This window comes from Sphaerisporangium sp. NPDC005289, assembly GCF_040607455.1.
GTDB classification, from domain to species: Bacteria; Actinomycetota; Actinomycetes; order Streptosporangiales; family Streptosporangiaceae; genus Sphaerisporangium; species Sphaerisporangium rhizosphaerae.
The window spans coordinates 308,221-330,026 of record NZ_JBEXGS010000006.1 but is presented as its reverse complement, the minus strand read 5'-3'; the positions used below and the strand labels follow the sequence as shown (position 1 = coordinate 330,026).

Genomic DNA, 21,806 nt, shown 5'->3' with positions numbered 1-21,806 from the left:
CTTGGGCGTAACAGGCTTGTTGCGGATGCGGTCAAGCGGCACAAGGGGGGCTCATGTTCCCCCGGTGCCGCGCGACGCGCCCCCCGGGCGGCGTCGGCGGCGTCAGCGGGCGGGGGTGTGGTGGGGGTCCGCCGTGAAGGTGTGGTCGACGAGACGGGTGGTGGCCTTGCCGTCGTCGCGGGGGGCGTAGGTGCGGACGAACTCGTCGTAGCGGTCGGTGAAGTCGCCGGAGAGGGCGTCGATCAGGCGCACGGCCTCGATGACGTCGCCGCTCTCGCTCAGCAGCGGCCCGGGGGCCTGGGTGCGCAGGTCGAGATAGAGACCGCGGGAGTTGCGGTAACGCTCCAAGTCGTAGCCGAAGAAGATCATCGGGCGGCCGGTGGCGGCGAAGTCGAACATGACCGAGGAGTAGTCGGTGATCAGCACGTCCGCGATCAGCAGCAGGTCGGCGATATCGGGATAAGTGGTGACGTCGAGGGCGAAGGGGTACTCCCGACTGACCGGCCCCGGCCGGACCAGCGAAGCCGGCCCCGGCACCACCAGCCCGGCGCCCACCGGCGGCGCCTGCATCATGTGGCCCCGCACCAGCAGCACGTGGTCGCGGCCGAGCACCCGCCGGGCCTCGGCCAGATCGAGGCGCACCGAGGAGTTCCTGCGGTCGTGGTCGCGCCACGTGGGCGCGTACAGCACCACCCGCCTGCCCGCCGGGATGCCCAGACCGCGCCGCACGGCCGCCGCCAGCTCCGCCCGCTCGGGCGAGGACAGCACGTCGTTGCGCGGCAGGCCGGAGGAAAGGATCTCCCCGCCGTACCCGAAGGCCCGGCGCAGCACCTCCGACGCCCACGGACTCTGGGTGACCAGAAGGTCCCAGTTCGCGACCTCGGCGGCCTGGCGGTACCAGGCGGCCGGCCGGGGTTCGCGGGACATGTGGCGCTGGTCGCCGCCGACGCGCTTGAGCGGCGTGCCGTGCCAGGTCTGCACGCAGATCTGGTCCTCGCGGGCCCGGAACCACTGGGGCAGCAGCGTGTTGGTGATGATGTGCCGCGACCGGGCCAGCGCGGTGTAGTGCTCGCGGCTGCCCTCGCGCACGATGGTCGGCGCGATGCCCGGGCCGAGGCCGAGCGCGGCGGAGTCCGGCGGGACGAACGCGCCGTCCTTGACCACCCAGATGTGCTCGCGGTCGTCGCCGCGGCGCAGCCGCTCCTCGTACACCGCCCGGGCGTTGTCGGAGTAGGACCGGCCGTCGAAGGAGAGGTACACCGTCGCGTCGCGCAGCTCGCGGCGCCGCTCGGCGGGGTAGTGCACCCGGCGCAGCGCCCACAGGCCGCCCGCGCCCTTCTCGTCGTCGGGACGGCGCTCGGCCGCGACCAGGACGGGCACGTCGAAACGCGTCGCCACCAGGCGGTACTCGCGGCCGTCGACGATGTGGACGCCCTCGTCCAGGGTGTCGAGCAGGCGGTGGTCGACGCGCAGCGGCGCGGTGGTGCCCTTGCCGCCCGCGACCGACAGGCTCCAGGTGCCCGACCCCAGCGCCACCGTGCCGCCGAAACGCGGCAGCGCGCCCGGCGGCACGCGCACGGAGAAACCGGCCCCGGAACGCGCCAGCGGCACGCGGTAGGTCAGGCCCGCGCGCTGGCGCAGCACCAGGTCGCGCTGGCCGGGCTCGGTGTCGGGGTAGGTGCCCGCCAGGGTGAGGACCCCGTCGTCGCCCCACCCGGCCGAGGTGATGACCGGCCAGACGCGGTGCGCCGCGACGACGGCGCGGTCGCGGCGGTCGCGCAGCACGGTGATCTCGCGGCGTCCGACCCCGATGCGGGTCTCGGCGTCGTCGTCCATCATCACCGGCGCGGCCGGATCGCCCCGCGGCTCCACCCACAGCCTGCGGGCGTCCTGCTCCTTCATCAGCGCCGGCACGGCCAGCGCGACCGAGAAGCGCGTGCCCCCCTCGACCGGGGTGAAGTCGGCGGCCATGCGGTGGCCGCCGAGACGGGCCCGGCCCTTGGTGGCCTTGACCCCGGGAAGGAAACCGGTCAGCTCGACCTGGTCGCCGTCGTGGGTCACGCCGGTCAGCTCGGCGCGCGTCGGCTGCAGCACCACCTGGAACACCCGGTCGGAGGTCCACGCCGGCCGCACCCACCACCCGGGACGGACCTGCAGGCCCGCGGGCCGCTCGGTGCGGCCCATCACCGGACCGCGCAGGGCGCCGGTGGCCCGGGCGCCGCGGCTCCAGATGACGATGTCGGCCCACCAGGTCGTGGTGTCGGGGACCGCCGGGCGGCCGCGCAGCATGCGCTGGGCGCCGTGGACGGCGGCACGGAGGGCCGCGCGCCAGCGCAGCGACCACGGGCGGACCTCGGCGACGAAGCCGGCCCAGTCGTAGTTGCACCCGGGCTCGGCGGCGTCGTGCGTGGCCTGCGGCCGGTAGGCGCGGCGGGTGCGGGCCGTGATGGGCGGCACCCAGCGCGGGCCGCGCAGCACCACGGTGGCGCGGTTGAGGCGCCGGCTGCGCACCGACAGCCCCACCAGATAGGCGTGCCCGGTGACCCGCAGCCGCCCCTCGTGCCAGGAGACGTCGGCGACCTCGGTCAGCGGGACCAGGTCGGACCTGCGCAGCCGGAACAGCGGCCGCGGCGCGATGACCGGCAGGTCGGCGTACCAGGCCAGGCCCCGGCGCACCCGCTTGGACGGCTCGGCGGTCGCCGCGACCAGCCCCGCGAGCTCGTCGCCCTCGGCGAGCTCGCGCGGGTCGCGGTGCTCGATGAGGTGGTAGGCGAGCCGGCGCGCGACCGGCAGGCGCCGCTTGACCGAGGCGTCGACGCCGGACAGATAGTCGCGCAGCAGGTCGATGGCCTGGCGCAGGCGGCTGGCGTCCCGGCGGGCGGCCGTCTCGAGGCGCAGGCCGAGCGGCCCGTTGAGCGCCTCGTAGTGCAGCCTGCGGCGCTGGGCGCGGGTCAGCCCCGCGGGGTCGACCGCCGCGATCACGGCGTCGAGCGGATCTCCCCTGTCATGGAGGTCCTGGGCGGCCCGCAGCCGGTCGGCGACGATGTCACCGTTCCGCGCGGGCGTGGCACCGGTGGCCATCGGGGAGGCACCGCCTTTCCAGTCTCACCGCGAGGGGCGTTTCTGGAATGGTAATGCGAGTTACTGAGAAATCACTGATGATCTCCCTGCCACCGGGCGTGGCGCATATCTGCTCTTTCCCCCCTCATCGGCGTGCCCTCCTCGCGCCAGCGGGACAGGCACCGGTTCTCGTGCCCCCGCACCGGATGGCCGTCCGCGCGGACGACGCGCCACCAGGGGACACCGCCGCCCCAGGTGGACATCACCCGGCCGACCTGCCGCGGCCCGCCCTCGCCGAGGTACTCGGCGACGTCACCGTAGGACATGACCTTGCCCGGCGGGATGCGCTCGACCAGGTCGAGCACCCGCTCGGCGAAGGGGGTCGGGTCTCCGGTCACGTGCTCCACTGGGCGGGCCCGAGGGAGATGATCTCCTCCAGCTTGCCGAACTCGTAGGTCGCCTCCCCGTTGACCTGCTCGACGATGCCCTCACGGATGCCGTACGCCTCGCCGTCCTCGCCGACCAGGCTGCCGCCCAGCATCTCGGCCAGGCGGGCGAGCTGGGCGACCTGCCAGTCGGAGGTCGGCTCCCCGTACAGGCGCCCCTGCCATAGGGCGACGGCGTGCTCGGTCTCGCCGTGGCGGGCGAAGATCTGGCCGGACTCCGGCGTTCCCCGCAGTTCCAGGCCGGCGTCCGCCGACGCCGTCACCTCGGTGAGCTCGGCGTAGGCGAGCGGCGATAGGCGTTGTACGCGCAACTCGTATCCCACGAGACGGGAACCCTAGCGAATCTTGACCGCTCGCCGGTATGGAAAAGGGCCACAACGGTCAGAACGCATCCGAAATGCCACCGAACCTCCGCCAAACAGCGCCCTGTTCGCGGCCCGCATGTGATCATTGCCGTTCGGCCCGCCGGGTGAGCACGACGACGGCTCCGCCGAACCCGAGCAGGCCGAGCAGAATGCCGGCGCCGTAGACCCACAGCCGCACGGGGTCGGCCCCCGGCGGGGTGGGGGCCGGGGCGGTCGTGCCGCCGCCGAAGTGCAGGCCCTTGCGCACCGCCACCGAGCCGCGGTAGCCGACGAGCTCGCCCGCGCGGGCGAGCGCGGCGGCGGCGTCGACGACGCCGAACCCGGCCTTGTCGTCATAGCCGCCGCGCGGCCCCCCCTTGGTGGAGGAGGAGACCGCCCGGGAGACCAGGTCGGGGGTGAGGCTCGGGTATCTCGCCTTGATCAGGGCGGCCACCCCGGCCACCAGGGCCGTGGAGGCGCTGCTCCCCTCCACCTCCACGTAGCCGCCGCCCGGGACCGCCGCCGGGACGTCGACGCCGGGCGCGCCGACCAGCACCGAGAGGTTGTCGCTGCTGAACGCGGCCGGCCGGCCGCGGCGGTCGACGGCGCCGACGCCGATCACCCCGGCGTAGCCCGCCGGGAAGCTCCAGAAGGAGGTGCCGCGCTTCTGCGCCGCCTGCGTGTCGCCGTCGTTGCCCACGGCCGCCACCAGCACCACCCCGCGCGCCAGCGCGTACGCGACCGCCTCGCGGTCGGCGCGCTGGGCGGCGTACTCACCCAGCGACATGCTGATGACCTGGACCCCGTGGTCGGTGGCGTACCGCACCGCCCGCGACAGCGGGCTCTCGGCCGGCAGGCCGAGGCCGTCGTCGGGCGCGACCAGGTTGTCCTCGGGCTCGCCCTCGTCGATCACCGGGACCGACAGGATGCGCGCCTCGGGCGCCACGCCGATGAGCCCGCCGTCGCGCCCCGAACCCGCGATGAGCGAGGCCATCGCGGTGCCGTGCGGGCCGGAGGAGATGGTCTCGTCGTCGAAGATGCTCGACCGCATGTCGGGCGCGACGGTGACCTTGTCCTTCAGGACCGGGGTCTTGACGTCGACGATGCTGTCGATCACGGCGACGGTCACGCCCGCGCCGCGGCTGGTCTTCCACGCCTGCTCGGCGTTGATCGCGTCGAGCACCCACCGCTGCCGGTCGCGCACGTCCTGCCCCGCCGCCGGCCCGGCGAGCAGCCCGGCGAGCGCGAGCGCCGCGCCGAGCGCGCCGGCCGCCCTCAACACACGTTCCCCTGGGTGCACCGGGGGATGTCGGGAGGCGCGGCGAGACCGCGGGCGATGTGCCCGGCGATCGACTGGGCCGTCGGCCACAGCTCGCTGTGGGTGATCTCCTCGGGCGGCACGGCGGCGCGGGTGCGGCCGTCGGCGTACCCGGCGGTGGAGAAGACGATGTACGGGCCCGCGCCGGTCCAGCCGGTGCGCTGGCGCTGCGCGGCCCCGAACCGGTCGGTGGCCGTGCCGGGGAAGGCCACCGGCCGGACGCCGACGCGGTCGTCCACGGGAAGGTCGGCGGCGGTGTCCACCCTTTTCTCCTCATCGGCCAGCACGGCCACCCCCACGGTCACCACGAAGGTCGAGGTCTGGTCGACGTAGGTCGCGCGCAGCATGGTGCGGCAGCCGTGCTCGCGCAGCACCGAGGCGACGGGGGCGTCGACCACGGAGGGGCACCGCGCCTCGGGAGCGATGCCCACGCGGCGGGCGAACTGGCGGACCCGGGAGAGCCCGAGGTACTCGACCTGGGCCGGGAAGACGGCGTCGGCCCGCCACGCCTGCCAGCGCCGCGCGACGTCCTGCTCGGCGTAGCGGGCGCGCTCCGCGACCGTCAGCGGCCGGGAACGCGTCTCCTGCAGCACCCCGACCGCGCCGAGCAGCACGTTGATCGCGGCGATGGCCAGGATCGTGCCCATGATCAGCAAGAACAGGGAGCGAAACCGGATGCCGCGCTCGAGCTCCTCGCGGTCTCGCGCCGCCCGCAGGCCCGCCGCGCGGGCACGCGAGCCGCTCCACGACCGCGCTCCCCCACCGGCCGGGCCGGCCTCGGACCGGAAGGGCCCCGAGCGCGGGCGAAGGCCGCCCGTGGGGAGCCGGGGCGCGCCGCGCGCGCCACCGGCACGCGCGGGCCAGGGCGTCACCGGCCGCGCCCGTGGCTCCTCAGGCGACATACTTCGATGCTACGTCGGCGCCCGCCGCCACCGGCCCCCTCGCCTCCCTTACATTGCCTGGTGTCCGCCTCGCGCCTCTGGCGGCCCTCGCCCGCCTGCCGCGCCCGCCGCGCCGCAGGAGCACCACCACCGCCGCCAGGCTCACCCCCGTGCCCGCGGTCGCGGCCAGGGCGATCCCGCCGTACAGAGTGATCATGCCCGTGTCGCGGCGCACCACACGCACCGGCGGCAGCGGCGCGGGCCCGGCGCCGAGCCCGGCGGACATGGGCAGGTCGGCGTCCTGGGCGCCGGGCCCCGAGGCGGTGTGGCGGTGGCGCGCCAGCCTCGACGCCTCGGCGAGCGCGCGGGCGGCGTTCACGACGCCGAAGCCCACGCCCGGGTCGTACCCGCGGGCGGGCCTGCGCGTGACCCCGGTCGTGAGCGCCTGGGCGACCAGCGCCGGGGACATCCGCGGATACCTGGCCTTGATCAGCGCGGCGACGCCGGACACCAGCGCCGTGGCCTGCGAGGTGCCCCGCCCGACCCAGTATTGGTCGCCGGGCCCGGCCCCGAAGACGTCGACGCCGGGCGCCGCCACCTGCACCAGCGAGTTGCGGTTGGAGAACGACGCCTTGTGCAGCCCGTGGTCGGCGGCGCCGACGGAGATCACCCCGGGCAGCGACGCCGGGTAGGAGTACGGCCCGTCGCGGCGGCCCGCGCCGTCGTTGCCCGCGGCGGCCACCAGCACCACGCCCTTGGAGACCGCGTACCGGATGGCCGCCCGCTCCTGCCGGGTGGGCCGGTCCTTGGAGATCGACATGTTGATGACCCGCGCGCCCTTGTCGACGGCGTACCGGATGCCGCGCGCGACGACGTTCTCGAACCGCGCTTGGGAGTTGAAGGCGTGGAAGCCCGGCTCGTCGTCCTCCAGGATCACCCGGACCGACAGCACGCGGGCGGCGGGCGCCACCCCGATCACCCCGTCGGAACGTCCAGGCCCGTGCCCGTGCCCGGCGATCAGCGAGGCCATGTACGTGCCGTGCAGGCGGCGGGGCGGGGTGCCGCGCGGGTTGGCGCCCCGGGTGAGGTCGGGACCGGTGACCACCGAGCCCACCAGGTCGTGGTGCCGGGGGTCGACCCCCGAGTCCAGGACCGCGACCAGGACGCCGGCCCCCCGGGTCAGCCGCCAGGCGTGCGCCACGTCCAGGGTGCGCAGCACCTGGCGCTGGCTGCCGCGCACCTGGTCGGCGCGGGCGGGCGCGGCGGCCAGGACGAGCGCGGGCGCGAGCACGGCCAGGGCCAGGATCACGGCCCCGGCGAGGAACAGCGTCGCGCGCGGTCGCCACGCCGATCCTCGCGACGGTTCTCGCGACGGCCTTCGCGCCGCTCCTCGCACCGGCCCTCGCGCCGCTTCTCGCGACCGCCCGGCGCGGACGGGCGTCGTGCTCAGCACTGCCAGTCCTTGCCGGCGCAGTCGGGCCGCGCCGGGGTGGAAAGCGCGGTCAGCACCCGCTCGGCCAGGTCGGAGGCGAAGGCGAAGATCGTGGAGCGCTGGTGCCCGACCGACCGGGCCGGCCTGCCGTCGACCTGGCCCGCCGTGGTGACCACCAGGTACGGGCCCGCCTGCGCCAGCGAGGACGCCTGGCGGGCGGCGGCCGTGAAGCGGTCGGCGACGGTTTGCGGGAAGGTCAGGGCGCGCAGCCCCGGCGAGGGCACGCCGCCCGGCGGGAACGCGGCGCGGGCCCTGAGCGCGGAGTCCTGGTCGGGGAAGGCCGCGACGCCCACGGTCACGACCACGCCCTGGAGGGCGTCCAGGTAGGTCGCCCGGAGCACGGCCCGGCAGCGGGCGGCCTTCAGCGCCGCGCGGAGCGCGGCGTCCACCGCGGCCGAGCAGTCGGTGCGGGAGGAGATGCCGACCCTGCGGGCGTACTCCTGCCCGCCCTGCTCGGCGACGTACGGCAGGGCCGCGGGGAAGATCCTGCCCGCGGGCCACACCTGCCAGCGGCGCGCGGTCTCCTCGGCCGACGCCCGATGGACCTCGGCGGCGCTCGGGCCGCGGGTCAACTCGGTGCCCGCGGCTCCGGCGGACACGGCGGCGGCCACCGCGCAGACCAGAGTGAGCGCTGACGCCACCACCAGGGACGGCCACGTACGCAGGACACTCACCTGCCCGACCTTAACGCCCCGGACAAGCGGACATCCGGCGTTCCATCCGCATAAACCCCATTGGAAAGTACTTGACGCTTTGGAAAGTGGAAAGTACTTTCCTAAGTGGAAAGTGAGGAGCCGACATGGACGCCACCCCCGAAGACGCCCCCCGCGTCACCCCCCGAGACCCCGCCCACACCACCCCGCAAGACGCCGCGCACACCCTTTCCGAGCACGCGTCGCGCACCACCCCAAGGGGTGCTGCACACACCCCTTCGGGGCCCGCGTCGGACATCTCGCCCGAGGAGGCCGCGCGCGCCCTGCGCGAGATCCGCGAGTCGCAGGCCCGGATGATCAGGTCCCGGCCCTGGTTCCCCGCCTGGTACACCACCGGCGTCGCCCTGTTCGTCACCGGCATGCAGTTCCTCACCGAACCCGGCACCCCCGGGGCGGCGACCGCGACGGGCATCGTCGTCCTGACGCTCGCGCTCGCGGGGTCGGTGGGCGCGCTGGTGCTCTTCGAGCGGCAGCGACCCCACCGCAGCCTGATCACCGGCTCGATCCTGCTCTGGTTCATGGCCTGGGTGGCGGTCTGCGTCGGCCTGTGCCTGGCGGTCGCCCTGCCCCTGTCCGGGGCCGGGGTGCCCTACGCCCGCACCTACGCGGGCCTGGCGATGACGGCGTTCATGGCGGTCACCGGCCCGCTCGTCGGCCGGTGGATCACCCGGCGCATCGCGGCCGCCGTCGAGGCCGGCTGATGGCCGAACTGGACCCGGCGATCCACGCCCCTGTGCGGCTGCGCGTCATGTCGCTGCTCGCGGCGGTGGAGGAGGCCGAGTTCGCCTTCGTCCGCGACGAGGTCGAGGTGAGCGATTCGGTGATGTCCAAGCACGCCGCCGCGCTGGAGTCGGCCGGGTACGTGGCGATCCGCAAGGGCCACGTCGGCAAGCGTCCCCGCACCTGGCTCCGGCTCACCCCGGAGGGCCGCCGGGCCTACACCTCCCACGTCGCCGCCCTCCGCGACATCGTCGCCCGCTCCGGCCTCTCCCTCACCGACGGATGACCCCCGGACCCCACCTCGTCCCGGCAACACCCGAAGCCGGCCGCATCAAGGGCACTAAGCCCGTCGAACCATCCCACGGATCGGCCGAAAGGACCCGCTCGGGGCGCGGCGGTGCTGTGAGGAGGAGGGAGCGAGTGCGAGGAACGAGCGCTCGCGGACGACGACGAACGGCGCCGCCTCAAAGGCGCCCCGAGCACGCCGAGCGGAGCGAGGCCAAGAAAAACGCGACCCGCCCTCCGCTGGGGAGGGCGGGTCGCGTTTCGAGGTCGCGTCAGTAGGTGGGCAGCGAGGGGTCCACCGTCTTGATCCAGCTCAGCACGCCGCCGCCCACGTGGACGGCGTCGGAGAAGCCGGCGCTCTTGACGACCGCCAGCGCCTCGGCGGAGCGGGCGCCCGACTTGCAGTGCAGGACGATCTTCCTGTCCTGCGGCAGCCGCTCAAGGGCCGTGCCCCGCAGGAACTCGCCCTTGGGGATCAGCACGGCGCCGGGGATGTTGACGATCTCGTACTCGTTCTGCTCGCGGACGTCCACGACGAAGATGTCGTCGCCGCGGTCCATCATGTCCTTGAGCTCCTGGGCGGTGATCGTCGAGCCCGTCGCGGCCTGCGCCGCCTCGTCGGAGATCGTGCCGCAGAACGCCTCGTAGTCGATCAGCTCGGTGATCGTCGGGTTCTTGCCGCACAGCGGGCACTCGGGGTCCTTGCGGACCTTGACGTCCCGGTACTTCATCTCCAGCGCGTCGTAGATCATCAGACGGCCGACCAGCGGCTCGCCGATGCCGGTCAGCACCTTGATGGCCTCGTTGACCTGGATGGAGCCGATGGAGGCGCACAGGACGCCGAGCACGCCGCCCTCGGCGCACGAGGGGACCATGCCGGGAGGGGGCGGCTCGGGGTACAGGCAGCGGTAGCAGGGCCCGTACTCGGCCCAGAAGACGCTCGCCTGGCCGTCGAAGCGGTAGATCGAGCCCCAGATGTAGGGCTTGCCCAGCAACACGGCCGCGTCGTTGACCATGTAGCGGGTGGCGAAGTTGTCGGTGCCGTCCACGATGAGGTCGTAGGCGGCGAAGATGTCCATCACGTTGTCGGTCGTGAGGGCGACGTTGTGGATGACGACGTTGACCAGGGGGTTGATCTCGCGCACGCTCGCCGCGGCGCTCTCGGCCTTCAGCCGGCCGACGTCCGACTGGCCGTGGATGATCTGCCGCTGAAGGTTTGACTCATCAACGACATCGAAGTCGACGACGCCGAGCGTGCCGATTCCGGCCGCGGCGAGGTACATCAAGGCCGGGGAACCGAGGCCGCCGGCGCCCACACACAGCACCTTGGCGTTCTTCAGCCGCTTCTGCCCGGCCATCCCGACGTCGGGGATGATCAGGTGGCGAGAGTAGCGGCGCACCTCGTCAACGGTCAGCTCGTCGGCCGGCTCTACCAGCGGTGGCAACGACACAGTTCTACGCTCCCGTTTCAGGGGATTCACTAATTGGCGGCTCGCCCGTCAGGCTACGCGCCCCGCCGTCTGTCACAACCTAACCCGGTCGCCCCCGCATTCCCGAATCGGCGATCTTATCCGACGAAGGTCGTATCCCTCGACTTCTGGGCTTTCTGCGGATATTTCACCCCGTCCTCGCCAGCGGCCGTCGGGCGCCGTCCTGCAGCAGGAGGCGCACGTGGCGGGCCACGAGGCCGGGACACTCCATCTGTGCGACGTGCGCCGCGTGCGGCAGCAGCACCAGGCGCACGTCGGGGAACGTGCGGCCCGCGCGCGCGGCCATCCGCGGGTGCACGAGGCGGTCGTGCCGGCCGTGGACGACCAGCGTGGGCGCCGTGACCTGCCCGGCCAGCCGCCACAGGTTCTCCTCGCCCCGGCGGAAGTACTCGCCGACCAGGGCGCGGGCGGAGCCGACCAGGGCCGGGCCCGCGTAGGGCAGTTCGTCGCGGCGGCGCAGTTCGGCCACGGCGTCCTCCAGCCGGTCGGGATGCACCCGGCCGGTGTCGGCGTAGCACATCTCCATGGTCGCGCGGATGCGCCGTTCGGCCGGCAGCGCCCGCAGCCGGGTCATCGCCCATTCGCCGATGCGCGGGGTGGCCGACATCGCGACGCGGGCGGGACCGTAGCGGGGCAGCAGGTCGGGCAGCGCGGGTGAGACGAGGGTGAGCGTGCGGACCAGGTCGGGCCGGGTGGCCGCGACCCGCACCGAGACGGCGCCGCCCATGGAGTTGCCGAGCAGGTGGACCGGGCCGCCGAGCAGCTCGATCAGCGACGTCACCGCCGCGGCGTGCGCCGCCACGGAGTAGTCGCCGCCGGGATGCTCGGGCGAGTAGCCCGCTCCGGGCAGGTCGAGGGCGTAACCCCTGACCTCGTCCCGCAGCTCGCCCATCAGGTCGGTCCAGTTGGTGGCCGAACCCGCCAGCCCGTGCACGAACACGGCCTTCTCGGGCGGCCCCTCGGGCGTCGAGCGCACATAGACGGCCAGGTCGCCGAGGTCGAGCAGCTCTCCTGGCCAGTGCGGTATCGGTTCGTCCACCGTCTTTCCCCCTCGCGTTCACCCTCGGTTTCGACGATAACCCCCGTCCAGGGCTGCCGGGGCCCCTGTGGGCCGGGGCTGGGGTCCTGAGGGGTGGGGGGAGAGGGTACAAGATCGCGGGAAATATCGGACAAATCGGGAAATAACGATCTGAAAGATATAAGGGCAGGTTAAGTAGCTGCCAAAAGGCAGCGATCACCGTTTGTCGTATGGGTCGCCCGGAAAACTAGACATGTGGGAAGACTCATAACGAGTCATCCGGCATTTACTTCCTAATCCAGTAAATGCGTCCGCTGGGCAACCCGATGCGTCAAGGGGGAAAACGCAATGCCCGACGTCAAGAAATACGCGGCCATGCTGACCGTCACCGCTGCACTCACCGGTGGTGTCGTCGGCCTCGGCGCGACCACGGCCACGAGCGCGTCCGCGTCCGCGGCCGTCACCACCAACTTCGGCTGGGGCGACGACTTCGGCGGCTTCGACGGCGGCTTCGGCGGCGGTGGCGGCGGCTTCGGCGGCGGCTTCGGCGGCGGCCAGTGCCACCACGGGGGCGGCCAGGGCGGCCACCACGGCGGCCACGGCGGCTGGGGCGGCTACGGAGACGACGACGGCGACGGCGACTGGGGCGGCGGCAAGGGCTTCAGCAAGCACCGTCGTCACCACCACAGCCGCGGGGGCGGCCACCGCAACTGCTTCTTCAAGGTCGTCGAGGCGCGCTTCTTCCGCGCCATCATCGGCCACAACAGCCACGGCGGCGGGCACAACAACTGGTTCCGCGACGACCGCCGTCACTGGAAGCCCGAGCACCACTGGCACGGGCACAAGCACCACGGCAAGCACGACGACCACGGCGACCGTTGATCGAAGATCCTAGGCGGCCCTCCGGGTGGCGAGCCCACCCGGAGGCACGACGGGCCGCTTAGCACCTAATGGAAGGCCCCGGAGCGATTTCCGCTCCGGGGCCTTCCCCGCGCTCGGTGACCGCAGGCGTTTCGACGACGCCACCATTCAGGGTTGATTCCGTCCATTTCGGGAAAAGTCCCGGCACACCCCCTGCCCGGTCTGCCCGTTACCCGCCGTCCCCGCCGTGGATGACCCACGGCGGAAACGGCGGCCTCAGGCGGACTTGCGGGCGCGACGCTTCGGCGCCTGCTTCTTGGTGTCCTTCTCCGCCTTTTCCGATTTCTCCTCAGCCTGGCCGGCGGCGGCCTTCGCGGCCGGCTTCCTCTTGTCCGCCGGGGCCTTCTCGCGCCCGCCCTCGCGCTCGCGCTTGGCCGCGTCGACGCTGGCGCGCAGCGCGGCCATCAGGTCGACCGCCGGGCCGGCCTGCTCGGCCGCCTCAGGCCGCACGAGCTCCTTGCCCGCGACCTTGGCCTCGATGACCTGCTGGAGCGCCTCGCGGTAGGCGTCGTGGTACTCGGTGGGGTCGAACTCCCCGGCCATGGTCTCGATCAGCGACTCGGCCATCTGCAGCTCCTGCGGGCGGACCTCGACGTCCTCGTCCACGAACTCGAAGCCGGGCTCGCGGACCTCGTCGGGCCAGAGCATCGTCTCCAGCACGAACACCCCCTCGCGGATGCGCAGGGCGGCCAGCGACTCGCGCTGGCGCAGCGCGACCTTCACGATCGCCACCTGCCCCGTCCGTTCGAGGGCGTCCCGCAGCAGGACGTACGGCTTCACGCCCGCGGACTCGGGCTCCAGGTAGTACGACTTGTTGAACAAGATCGGGTCGAGCTGCTCGGCCGGGGTGAACTGCAGCACGTCGATGCGGCGCGAGGTGCTGAGCGGCAGGTCGGCGAAGTCCTCGTCGGTGAGCACCACGATCTCGCCGCCGGCCAGTTCGTAGCCCTTGGCGATCTCGGAGTACGGGACCTCCTCGCCGTCCACCGAACACACCCGCTTGTACCGGATGCGGCCGGCGTCCTCGCGGTGCACCTGGTGGAACGACACGTCCTTCTGCTCGGTGGCCGAGTACAGCTTCACGGGAATCGTGACAAGACCGAACGAGATGGCACCCTTCCAGATGCTACGCATGACCTCTCCTCACCTCAGCCCCACTATCGAACGCATGTTCGCTAGCGGCAAGGGCGCAAAGCAGTATCCAAATGGGCAGATACCCAGTGTGGAATGCCGTATCCGGTCAAGCCACTATCTGCTCGAACGGTGATGGACGAGAGCACGGGAAAAGAAACCTCAGGGGAAGTGGTGCGAGTGGCGGACAAGGTCCGGGTCAAGGTCGATCAACGGGAACTGACCCTGACGAACCTGGGCAAAGTGCTGTATCCCGAGGCGGGGTTCACCAAGGCAGAGGTGATCGACTACTACAGCCGGGTCGCACCCGCGATGCTCGCCCACCTCAGCGGGCGCCCGCTCACCGTCAAGCGCTACCCCGGCGGCGTGGACGGCCAGTTCTTCTTCGAGAAGAACCGCCCCGCGCACACGCCGGCGTGGGTGCGCACGGCCCGCCTGCCCGCCCCGGGCAGCACCAAGGACCGCGACACCATCGAGTACGCGATCGTCGACGACCTGCCCACGCTGGTCTACTTCGCCGGCCTCGCCGCGCTGGAGTTCCACACCCCGATGTGGCGGGTGGACGAGGAGGGCCGCGCGCTGCCGCCGGACACCATGGTCTTCGACCTGGACCCGGGCGCCCCCGCGACGATCGTCGAGTGCTGCCGGGTCGCGCTGCGGCTGCGCGAGGCGCTGGCCGAGGACGGCCTCACGGGGTGCCCCAAGACCAGCGGCAACAAGGGCATGCAGGTGTATGTGCCGTGGACCGGCCGCGAGGACGACCCGTCCGGGTACGCCAAGGCCCTCGCCCAGCGGCTGGAGAAGGAGAGCCCGGAGGAGATCGTCAGCCAGATGGCCAGGAAGCTCCGCCCCGGCAAGGTCTTCATCGACTGGAGCCAGAACAACCCGGCCAAGACCACCGTCACCCCTTACTCGCTGCGCGCCAACCCCGTCCCCACCGCCTCCACGCCGATCACCTGGGAGGAGGTCGCCGGCTGCGCCCGTCCGGGCGATCTGGTCTTCACCGCCGAGGACGTCCTCGACCGCGTCGCACGACTCGGCGACCTCATGACGCCGCCGGAGCGAAGTCAGGCCGGGGAGGGGCCGTAGTCTGGACGCATCGGGGTATGGAGCGCGCGAACCGAGCGCTCACCGCCTACGGAGGGACGGAAGATGTCGGAGATGGACCTGAGCGGCCGCGAGGTCCCGCTGGACGCGCTGGAGCCCCTCGACGATGTCGCCGAGGAACTGCGGACCGAGGTCCCCGAGGCCGACGCCATCGAGCAGCACCTCATCATTCGCGGCGAACGGCGCGAGTGGCCGCTCGAGATCCCCTATGACGCCGACCCGGCCGACGCCGCCGACCAGGAGCGCGTCGTGGACCTGGACGACGACGACTATCGCTGATCCCGATTACCCGCGCGTAGGATGTCAACCTCGCACCGGAACCATGATCAGCACCGACCGCCGCGCTGCCAGCGGCCGCGCGGCGGGTGAACCGTCCTCAAGGAGAGACCCGTGACCGCTACCCCGGACGCCAAGCCCCGGGGCACCCGGCTGCCCCGGATGGCCCGTCGCCGCCAGTTGCTGAACGCGGCGCAGGAGGTCTTCGTGGAGAACGGCTACCACGCGGCCGCGATGGACGAGATCGCCGAGCGGGCCGGCGTCAGCAAGCCGGTGCTCTACCAGCACTTCCCGGGCAAGCTCGAGCTCTACCTGGCCCTGCTCGACCTGCACGTCGACGACATGGCCAACCGCTGCCGCGAGGCGCTGGCCTCCACGACCGACAACAAGCAGCGCGTCCAGGCCGCCATCGGGGCGTTCTTCGACTTCGTCTCCAGCCAGGGTGAGGCCTTCCGCCTGGTCTTCGAGTCCGACCTGCGCAACGTCGCGCCGGTGCGCCAGCGCATGGAGCGCTCGCTGCGCGAGAGCGCCGAGATGATCAGCCAGGTGATCCAGGAGGACACCGGCTGCTCCAGCGACGAGGCCCACCTGCTCGGCGTCGGCCTGGTCGGCATGGCCGAGGTGAGCGCCCGCTACTGGCTCGCCAGCCACGGCTCCATCCCCAAGGACGTCGCGACGCAGCTCATGGCCCGCCTCGCCTGGCGGGGCATCGGCGGCTTCCCCCGCACCACCTGAGCCCTTGTCCCGCTGTTCGCCTGCGGCGATCAACGGCCTCCGGCTGTTCGCTTGACGCGATCAACGCCGGTCGCCCGCCCGCCGAAGAGTAACGATGGCACCAGCACATCTTCCCCGCCGACGTCGAAAGGCAGCCCGATGGAAGTCAAGATAGGCGTGCGCTCCGTGCACCGAGAGATCATCGTCGAGACCGAGATGTCCGTCGAAGACGTGGAGCAGGAGCTGCGCAACGCCCTGGCGGCCGATCGAGGGGTCTTCTCCCTCACCGATGTGAAGGGCAAGCGCATCGTCGTCCCGGTGTCCGCGCTCGGCTTCGTCGAGATCGGCGGCGACGAGACGCGTCCTGTCGGGTTCGGCGGCACCGTCTGACCGTCCGCTTCGGGGGCGTGTCCCCCGGGGCGCGGGCGGTGAAGCGGGGGCCCGCGCTGAGGCCCCCGGCGACGACCGTCGCGGGCTCTACACGCCCGCGCACTCTTCTCGCGACTGGAGCGAGCAACCACAGGGACGGCGTGCGGGCCGCACCTCGTCCCGCTTGTGACTGACCGCCGGGCAGCCGGCGCTCCCCCTTCGCAACACCGGCCGGGATGTCCAGCGGTTCGGTCCACATCTCATCAGGAAACTGCCGTAGCGGCGCGAGGCCCTCATGTTCGCACGCTACAACCGCTCGGGGCATTCGCGCCCCTCGATCACGGCACCTGTTCCGCCAGAAGTCCGAAACTCCGCGTTCAGGGCCCCGGGACGAGGCCGAGTGCCGACATGCGCCGGCCGTGCTCCTCGGTGAGCCGGGCGAACAACCGCCCGATCTCCACCAGGTCGGTCACCGCTTCGGCCCGTCCGCCGGCGGCCTCGGAGGCGGCGTCGTCCTGGGCCTGCGCGATGGCCGAGACCAGCAGCAGGGCCAGGTCGGGGCGCGCCGCCGCCACCCGGTGGGCCTGGCTGAGCGCCTCGCCGACCATGCGCCGCGCCCACAGCGCGAGCCTGCCGCCCAGCTTGGGGTTGTCCGCCAAAGCCGCGCGCACCCGCTCCACCACGAACTGCGAGCGAACCTCCTCCGCCAGCGCCTCGTCGACGATCTCGCGGGTCTCCTTGTCCACGTGCCGGGCCGCCTCGCGGTAGAAGTCGGCCGCGATGCCCGTGCCGACGTACGCCTTCACCAGTGCCTCCAGCCAGTCGCCCGGCCTGGTCTGCGCGTGCCAGTCGTCCAGCGCCGCCACGAACGGCGCCATGGCGCCCTCGGGGTCCACGCCGAGCGAGGACAGCCGGTCGCGCAGGAGCCGGAAGTTGGCGTATTCGGCGGCGGCGAGATCGCTGAGCTCGGCGCGGTCGGTCAGCGTGGGGGCGAGAGTGGCGGCGTCCTCGGCGAGCCTGAGGAACGCGGTCAGCTCGGCGTAGGCGAGGACGCCGAGCAGATCGACCACACCGGCAGGGGAATCACTCATGGATGCAGGGTACGAGTCCCGCCCCGGCCCGTGGGCCGCCGCCCGCGCACCCCGGCCGCGAACCTTGTCCGCGGAGCCCGTTCTGGGGGGCAGGGGATGGCCTCGAGGCGGGAGAAACCCCTGAAGACACGGCCGTTCGCGATGTCGAACACCAAGAAATCGGCTCACTCTTGTGGTATCGAGTACACTGCTCTGTAAGAGTGCGACCGCAGTATGTCTTCAGGGAGATCATCGCCTGATAGCCCCCACGCGCGTTACGCCGCGGGCGGTCGCCGAGACGAGATGAAGGTTGGCTTTTCCGCGCGGACCCGGCATGAGGTTCCTTCTGCCAGCGGTCCCGGAAGCCCGCCTTCGCAGGAGACTTAGGCAGGCCGAGCTGACCACGTTCCGAGACCTTGGAGTCATACCCGAGATCGCCGATGCCCTGGAGACCGAGGGCATCGTCTCCCCGTTCCCGATTCAAGAGATGGCCCTACCCCTCGCGATCAGCGGGCAGGACGTCATCGGCCAGGCGCGCACCGGCACCGGCAAGACCTACGCCTTCGGCGTGGCGATGCTCCAGCGCGTCGGCAAACCCCGCAAGAACCGCAAGAAGCCCCGCGGCCTGGTGGTCGTGCCCACCCGCGAGCTGGCCCTGCAGGTCACCGAGGACCTCGTGGTCGCCGGCGGCAAGCTCGGCTCCCGCATCCTCACCGTGTACGGCGGACGGGCGTACGAGCCGCAGATCGAGGCGCTCAAGCAGGGCGTGGACGTCGTCGTCGGCACGCCCGGCCGCCTGCTGGACCTGGTGAAGCAGAAGCACCTCGACCTCGGTCAAGTGTCCATGCTGGTCCTGGACGAGGCCGACCGCATGCTCGACCTGGGCTTCCTGCCCGACATCGAGCGCATCATCAAGCTCGTCCCGGCCGAGCGGCAGACCATGCTGTTCTCGGCCACCATGCCGGGCGAGATCGTCCAGCTGTCGCGCCGCTACCTGTCGCGCCCGACCCATGTGCGCGCCGAGAACGCCGACGCCGACAGCGAGGACGTCTCCAAGACGATCCAGTTCGTCTGGCGTACCCACCGCATGGACAAGATCGAGATCGTCGGCCGCATGCTCCAGTGCGAGGGCCATGGCCTGACGATGGTGTTCTGCGAGACCAAGCGCGCCTGCGACATGGTCTCAGAGCAGCTCAAAGAGCGCGGTTTCGCCGCGGCGGCCGTGCACGGCGACCTCGGGCAGGGGCAGCGCGAGCAGGCGCTGCGCGCCTTCCGCAACGGCAAGGTCGACGTCCTGGTCGCCACCGACGTGGCGGCGCGCGGCATCGACATCGACGACGTCACCCACGTCGTCAACTACGACTGCCCGCAGGACGAGAAGACCTATGTGCACCGCATCGGCCGTACCGGCCGGGCCGGGCGCACCGGCGTGGCGGTGACCTTCGTCGAGTGGGAGGAGCTCACCCGCTGGAAGGTCATCAACAACGCCCTCGGCCTCGACTTCGCCGAGCCGGTGGAGACCTACTCGACCTCCCCGCACGTCTACACCGACCTGCACATCCCCGAGGGCACCAAGGGCGTGCTCCCGCGTGCGCAGCGGTCCCGTGCGGGCCTGGAGGCCGAGCAGATCGAGGACCTCGGCGAGACCGGCCGGCACCGCTCGCGCCGCGACCGTGACGATCGACGTGACCGCGACGACCGCCGTGACCGCGACGACCGCCGCGAGCGCGAGGAGCGCCGCGAACGGCCGGCCCGCAACCGCCAGCGCCGCCGCACCCGCGCCGGCCAGGCGGCGGAGGCGGGACAGCCCGTGGGCACGGACGCCGGCACGGTGTTCGAGGGCGACATCCTCGCCCCCGAGCCCGCCGATCCGGCCGTCCTCACCGCCCCGGCACCCGTGACGACCTCACCGGAGCCCGTGCCGTCCACGGCCGTGCAGGCTCCGGAGCCGGTCGCGGTCAGCCAGGCTCCCGAGCCGTCCACGGTCGAGCGGGCTCCCGAGCCGGCCGCCGCCGAGGCGCCGGTCCTCAAGCGCTCCCGCAGGGGCGCGAACAGGGCTGCCCTCACCGAGGCCCTGGCCGAGGTCGCCTCTCCCGTCGTGCGGGACGACGACGCGATCGCGCCTGTAGCCCAGGAGGCGCTGATCGGCGTCGACGAGCTCGACGCGGCGGCGCCTCCCGGGCCCGTCGCGCCCGTCGCGCCCATCGAGCACGAGGCGCCCGTCGCGCACCCCGAGCCGGAGCGGATCATCCCGCCCTCTCCGTTCTCGATCATCTTCCGGTCGCCCGACCTGGCGACCGACGATGACGTGGCCCCCTCCGCGGCCTCCGAGCGCCAGCAGCAGCGCCGCAGGCCGTCCAACCAGCGTCCCCGGAGGGGCTGACCAGGCGGCACATGAAGTTCCGTGGCCTGAGCGGCCGGAACGGCGGGACGCCCTCGGGGGCGGCCCGCCGTTCGAGCGGCGCGCGCTGATCGCGGTGAACCGCCATCTGATCGGGTGAGAGAGTGGAAAGTCAACCAGCAAACCGGCATAGGGCGTTTGACGGTGTCGCGCTGATGGACCGTCAGTATTGTGGTGCCGCGTGAGCACGCCGCGATTCCTGACCCTGCCTCCCGGTGTCCGCGCGCAGCGGATCACGACTCCCGTGGGCACGTTCGCGGCCCTGGAGGCGCTGCCCGTCAGCGGCGTCCCCGAGCGCTGGCCCGCTCTGCTGGTGCCCGGGTACACCGGCAGCAAGGAAGACTTCATCGCGATCTTCCAGACGCTCGCCCAGGCCGGGCGCCGCGTCGTGGCGATCGACATGCGCGGGCAGTACGAGACCGAGGGGCCCGACGATCCGGCCGCCTACACCTGTGAGGCCCTCGGCGAGGACATCGACCACGTCGCCGCGGCCGTCGGCGACGGCGAGCCCGTCCACCTGCTCGGGCACTCCTTCGGCGGCCTGGTCACCCGCGAGGCCGTCATCGGCGGGGCCACGAAGCTCGCCTCGTACACGCTGATGAGCTCGGGCCCGTCCGGCATCACCGGGCCCAGAGAACAGGCGTGCCGCCTCATGCTCCGCGAGCTACCCGAGGTCGGCCTCGCGCACCTGTGGACGCACCGCCTCGAACCCGAGGCCATCGTCGCCGGCCTGCCCGACGACATCCTCGCCTTCCTGCGCAGGAGGCTGTTCTCCAACTCGCTGACCGGGCTGGTCGCGATGGCCCGGCAGGTGCTCGACACCGCCGACCGGCTGGAGGACCTCCGTGAGGTCGGCCTGGCCACGCTGGTGCTCTACGGCGAGCACGACGACGGCTGGTCCCCCTCGATCCAGTCGGAGATGGCCAAGCGGCTCGACGCCGAATGCGTCGTGGTCCCCGGCGCCCTTCACTCCCCCGCCGTGGAGGCACCCGAGACCACCGCTCACGCCCTGACCCGCTTCTGGAACCACGCCGAACAACATCTCCCCCACACCTGACCTGCGGCGCCACCGGCCGCCGGCCAGGCCGGGGGGCGGGGTCAGCCGGATTCGGCGGCCAGGCCGTCCCAGGGCTGGTGCGGGGAGCCGGCAGCCTGACCTTCGGGGCAGTGGCGCCGGTAGTCGCACCATGAGCAGACCGGGCCGGGACGCGGCGGGAAGCCGGCGTCGATCTGCGGCGGCACGGTGACGGGCCCGCCGGCCGGGACGGCCCTCGGCGCGCCGACCGCCCTCGAACCGGCCGAACCCGCACCGGCCGTCCTCGCGCCGGCCGTCGCCGTGGCGGCGGACCATTCGCGGTAGCGCTCGTCGGCCTCGGAGGCCTCCGTGGCGATGTCCTCGGCGCGGCTCAGGTGCCGGCCGAGCGACTCGGCGGTGTGCTCCCACGCGAGGACCTCGCCGGTCGGCACGTGGTGCAGCTCGACCTTGTGGCACGGGCGGTGCAGGACGCGCGAGGACGCCACGGCATAGATGGCCAGCGCGAGCGACGAGCGGGCGTCGTCCTCGGTCAGCGGGCGCCGGCCGGTCTTGTAGTCGACGATGACCAGCTCGTCGCCGCGCCGGTCGATGCGGTCGACCCGCCCGGACACCGCGATCACCGCCGTGCGCGTGGCCACGGTTCGCTCGACGCCGACCGGCTCGTCCGCCGGGTCGAGCGTGCTGGTGTAGCCCGACACCATGGCCCTGGCGCGGTCGCGCCACAGCGTGGACTGCTCCTGGTCGCGAAAACCCTCGGTGATCCAGCCCTTGGTGAGCAGGATCCCCGCCATGGCGGGGGTCCTGCGCTCGTACGGCTCGCGCCACCAGCCGGCCAGGGCGTTGTGGACCGAGGCGCCGACGCTGTTGTGCGCCCATGGCGGCCCCTTCGGCGGGGCCGGCCGGTCGAGGTAGGTGAAGCGGTAGCGACGGGGGCAGTCGAGCCAGGTGTTCAGCCTCGACGGCGTGCAGGAGTACAGCCGTCGCGGCATGCCTTCCAGGCCGAGTTGCTGCACG

At 72.5% G+C, this 21,806-nt stretch carries 21 protein-coding genes; 9 read left to right on the top strand and 12 right to left on the bottom strand.

The features are described from left to right. Positions 1–102 precede the first annotated feature (102 nt). From ABZT47_RS13960 to ABZT47_RS13930, 7 genes are all read right to left on the bottom strand, one after another. Positions 103–3,081, bottom strand: a complete 2,979-nt coding sequence (locus ABZT47_RS13960; protein ID WP_354840507.1) for a CDP-glycerol glycerophosphotransferase family protein — start codon at positions 3,079–3,081, stop codon at positions 103–105. A gap of 71 nt (positions 3,082–3,152) precedes the next feature. After that, positions 3,153–3,467, bottom strand: coding sequence for an MGMT family protein (locus tag ABZT47_RS13955; RefSeq protein ID WP_354840505.1), 315 nt, complete (start codon positions 3,465–3,467; stop codon positions 3,153–3,155). Then, entirely contained in the window at positions 3,455–3,829 is a 375-nt protein-coding gene (locus tag ABZT47_RS13950) for a hypothetical protein (protein WP_354840502.1), read from the bottom strand. Before ABZT47_RS13950 ends, ABZT47_RS13955 begins: the two co-directional genes overlap by 13 nt. Positions 3,830–3,953: 124 nt before the next feature. Next, on the bottom strand, positions 3,954–5,132 hold the full coding sequence (locus tag ABZT47_RS13945) for a S8 family serine peptidase (protein WP_354840499.1): 1,179 nt from the start codon (positions 5,130–5,132) through the stop codon (positions 3,954–3,956). After that, entirely contained in the window at positions 5,126–6,070 is a 945-nt protein-coding gene (locus ABZT47_RS13940) for a hypothetical protein (protein WP_354840496.1), read from the bottom strand. The genes ABZT47_RS13945 and ABZT47_RS13940 overlap by 7 nt, the downstream gene beginning before the upstream one ends. Continuing rightward, on the bottom strand, positions 6,060–7,502 hold the full coding sequence (locus ABZT47_RS13935; RefSeq protein WP_354840493.1) for a S8 family serine peptidase: 1,443 nt from the start codon (positions 7,500–7,502) through the stop codon (positions 6,060–6,062). The genes ABZT47_RS13940 and ABZT47_RS13935 overlap by 11 nt, the downstream gene beginning before the upstream one ends. Then, positions 7,496–8,215 carry a hypothetical protein gene (locus ABZT47_RS13930; RefSeq protein ID WP_354840491.1) on the bottom strand — a complete coding sequence of 240 codons (720 nt, stop codon included), beginning with the start codon at positions 8,213–8,215 and terminating at the stop codon, positions 7,496–7,498. The genes ABZT47_RS13935 and ABZT47_RS13930 overlap by 7 nt, the downstream gene beginning before the upstream one ends. Positions 8,216–8,340: 125 nt before the next feature. On the opposite strand from ABZT47_RS13930, the gene ABZT47_RS13925 reads away from it, so the two are divergent. Then, a complete protein-coding gene (locus ABZT47_RS13925) occupies positions 8,341–8,955 on the top strand; it encodes a hypothetical protein (RefSeq protein ID WP_354840488.1) in 615 nt (204 codons plus the stop codon). Continuing rightward, positions 8,955–9,260, top strand: coding sequence for a transcriptional regulator (locus tag ABZT47_RS13920; protein WP_354840486.1), 306 nt, complete (start codon positions 8,955–8,957; stop codon positions 9,258–9,260). The genes ABZT47_RS13925 and ABZT47_RS13920 overlap by 1 nt, the downstream gene beginning before the upstream one ends. A 271-nt stretch (positions 9,261–9,531) precedes the next feature. Here ABZT47_RS13920 and moeZ read toward each other — a convergent pair whose 3' ends face one another. Together moeZ and ABZT47_RS13910 are read right to left on the bottom strand one after the other, a co-directional pair. Next, a complete protein-coding gene (gene moeZ / locus ABZT47_RS13915) occupies positions 9,532–10,710 on the bottom strand; it encodes an adenylyltransferase/sulfurtransferase MoeZ (protein ID WP_354840483.1) in 1,179 nt (392 codons plus the stop codon). A 166-nt stretch (positions 10,711–10,876) separates the two neighbouring features. Next, on the bottom strand, positions 10,877–11,788 hold the full coding sequence (locus ABZT47_RS13910; RefSeq protein WP_354840480.1) for an alpha/beta hydrolase: 912 nt from the start codon (positions 11,786–11,788) through the stop codon (positions 10,877–10,879). A gap of 327 nt (positions 11,789–12,115) precedes the next feature. Between ABZT47_RS13910 and ABZT47_RS13905 the strand changes: the two genes are divergently transcribed. After that, complete coding sequence (locus ABZT47_RS13905) at positions 12,116–12,649, top strand: hypothetical protein (RefSeq protein WP_354840477.1); 534 nt, start codon at positions 12,116–12,118, stop codon at positions 12,647–12,649. 255 nt (positions 12,650–12,904) lie between these two features. Here the strand turns inward: ABZT47_RS13905 and ABZT47_RS13900 are convergent, their stop codons facing one another. Next, positions 12,905–13,822 carry a Ku protein gene (locus tag ABZT47_RS13900; protein WP_354840475.1) on the bottom strand — a complete coding sequence of 306 codons (918 nt, stop codon included), beginning with the start codon at positions 13,820–13,822 and terminating at the stop codon, positions 12,905–12,907. Between the two features lie 177 nt (positions 13,823–13,999). Here ABZT47_RS13900 and ligD point away from each other — a divergent pair, with 177 nt between their 5' ends. The 4 genes from ligD (at position 14,000) to ABZT47_RS13880 (ending at position 16,306) form a co-directional block, all read left to right on the top strand. Then, the gene (ligD, locus tag ABZT47_RS13895; RefSeq protein WP_354840472.1) at positions 14,000–14,908 is read left to right on the top strand and encodes a non-homologous end-joining DNA ligase; all 909 of its coding nucleotides are present in this window, start codon (positions 14,000–14,002) and stop codon (positions 14,906–14,908) included. Between the two features lie 63 nt (positions 14,909–14,971). Next, the gene (locus tag ABZT47_RS13890; RefSeq protein WP_354840469.1) at positions 14,972–15,205 is read left to right on the top strand and encodes a hypothetical protein; all 234 of its coding nucleotides are present in this window, start codon (positions 14,972–14,974) and stop codon (positions 15,203–15,205) included. A gap of 111 nt (positions 15,206–15,316) precedes the next feature. Then, the gene (locus tag ABZT47_RS13885; RefSeq protein ID WP_214412694.1) at positions 15,317–15,937 is read left to right on the top strand and encodes a TetR/AcrR family transcriptional regulator; all 621 of its coding nucleotides are present in this window, start codon (positions 15,317–15,319) and stop codon (positions 15,935–15,937) included. 138 nt (positions 15,938–16,075) lie between these two features. Next, positions 16,076–16,306 carry a DUF3107 domain-containing protein gene (locus tag ABZT47_RS13880; RefSeq protein WP_354840466.1) on the top strand — a complete coding sequence of 77 codons (231 nt, stop codon included), beginning with the start codon at positions 16,076–16,078 and terminating at the stop codon, positions 16,304–16,306. Between the two features lie 356 nt (positions 16,307–16,662). Here the strand turns inward: ABZT47_RS13880 and ABZT47_RS13875 are convergent, their stop codons facing one another. Next, positions 16,663–17,376: a ferritin-like fold-containing protein gene (locus ABZT47_RS13875; protein ID WP_354840463.1), complete on the bottom strand. Its 714-nt coding sequence runs from the start codon at positions 17,374–17,376 to the stop codon at positions 16,663–16,665. Positions 17,377–17,842: 466 nt separating this feature from the next. Here ABZT47_RS13875 and ABZT47_RS13870 point away from each other — a divergent pair, with 466 nt between their 5' ends. Both ABZT47_RS13870 and ABZT47_RS13865 read left to right on the top strand, forming a co-directional pair. Beyond that, positions 17,843–19,738, top strand: coding sequence for a DEAD/DEAH box helicase (locus ABZT47_RS13870; protein ID WP_354840461.1), 1,896 nt, complete (start codon positions 17,843–17,845; stop codon positions 19,736–19,738). Positions 19,739–19,937: 199 nt separating this feature from the next. Beyond that, entirely contained in the window at positions 19,938–20,813 is an 876-nt protein-coding gene (locus ABZT47_RS13865) for an alpha/beta hydrolase (RefSeq protein WP_354840458.1), read from the top strand. Between the two features lie 41 nt (positions 20,814–20,854). Here ABZT47_RS13865 and ABZT47_RS13860 read toward each other — a convergent pair whose 3' ends face one another. After that, the gene (locus tag ABZT47_RS13860) at positions 20,855–21,805 is read right to left on the bottom strand and encodes a PD-(D/E)XK nuclease family protein (protein WP_354840456.1); all 951 of its coding nucleotides are present in this window, start codon (positions 21,803–21,805) and stop codon (positions 20,855–20,857) included. Between the last annotated feature and the right edge of the window lies 1 nt (position 21,806).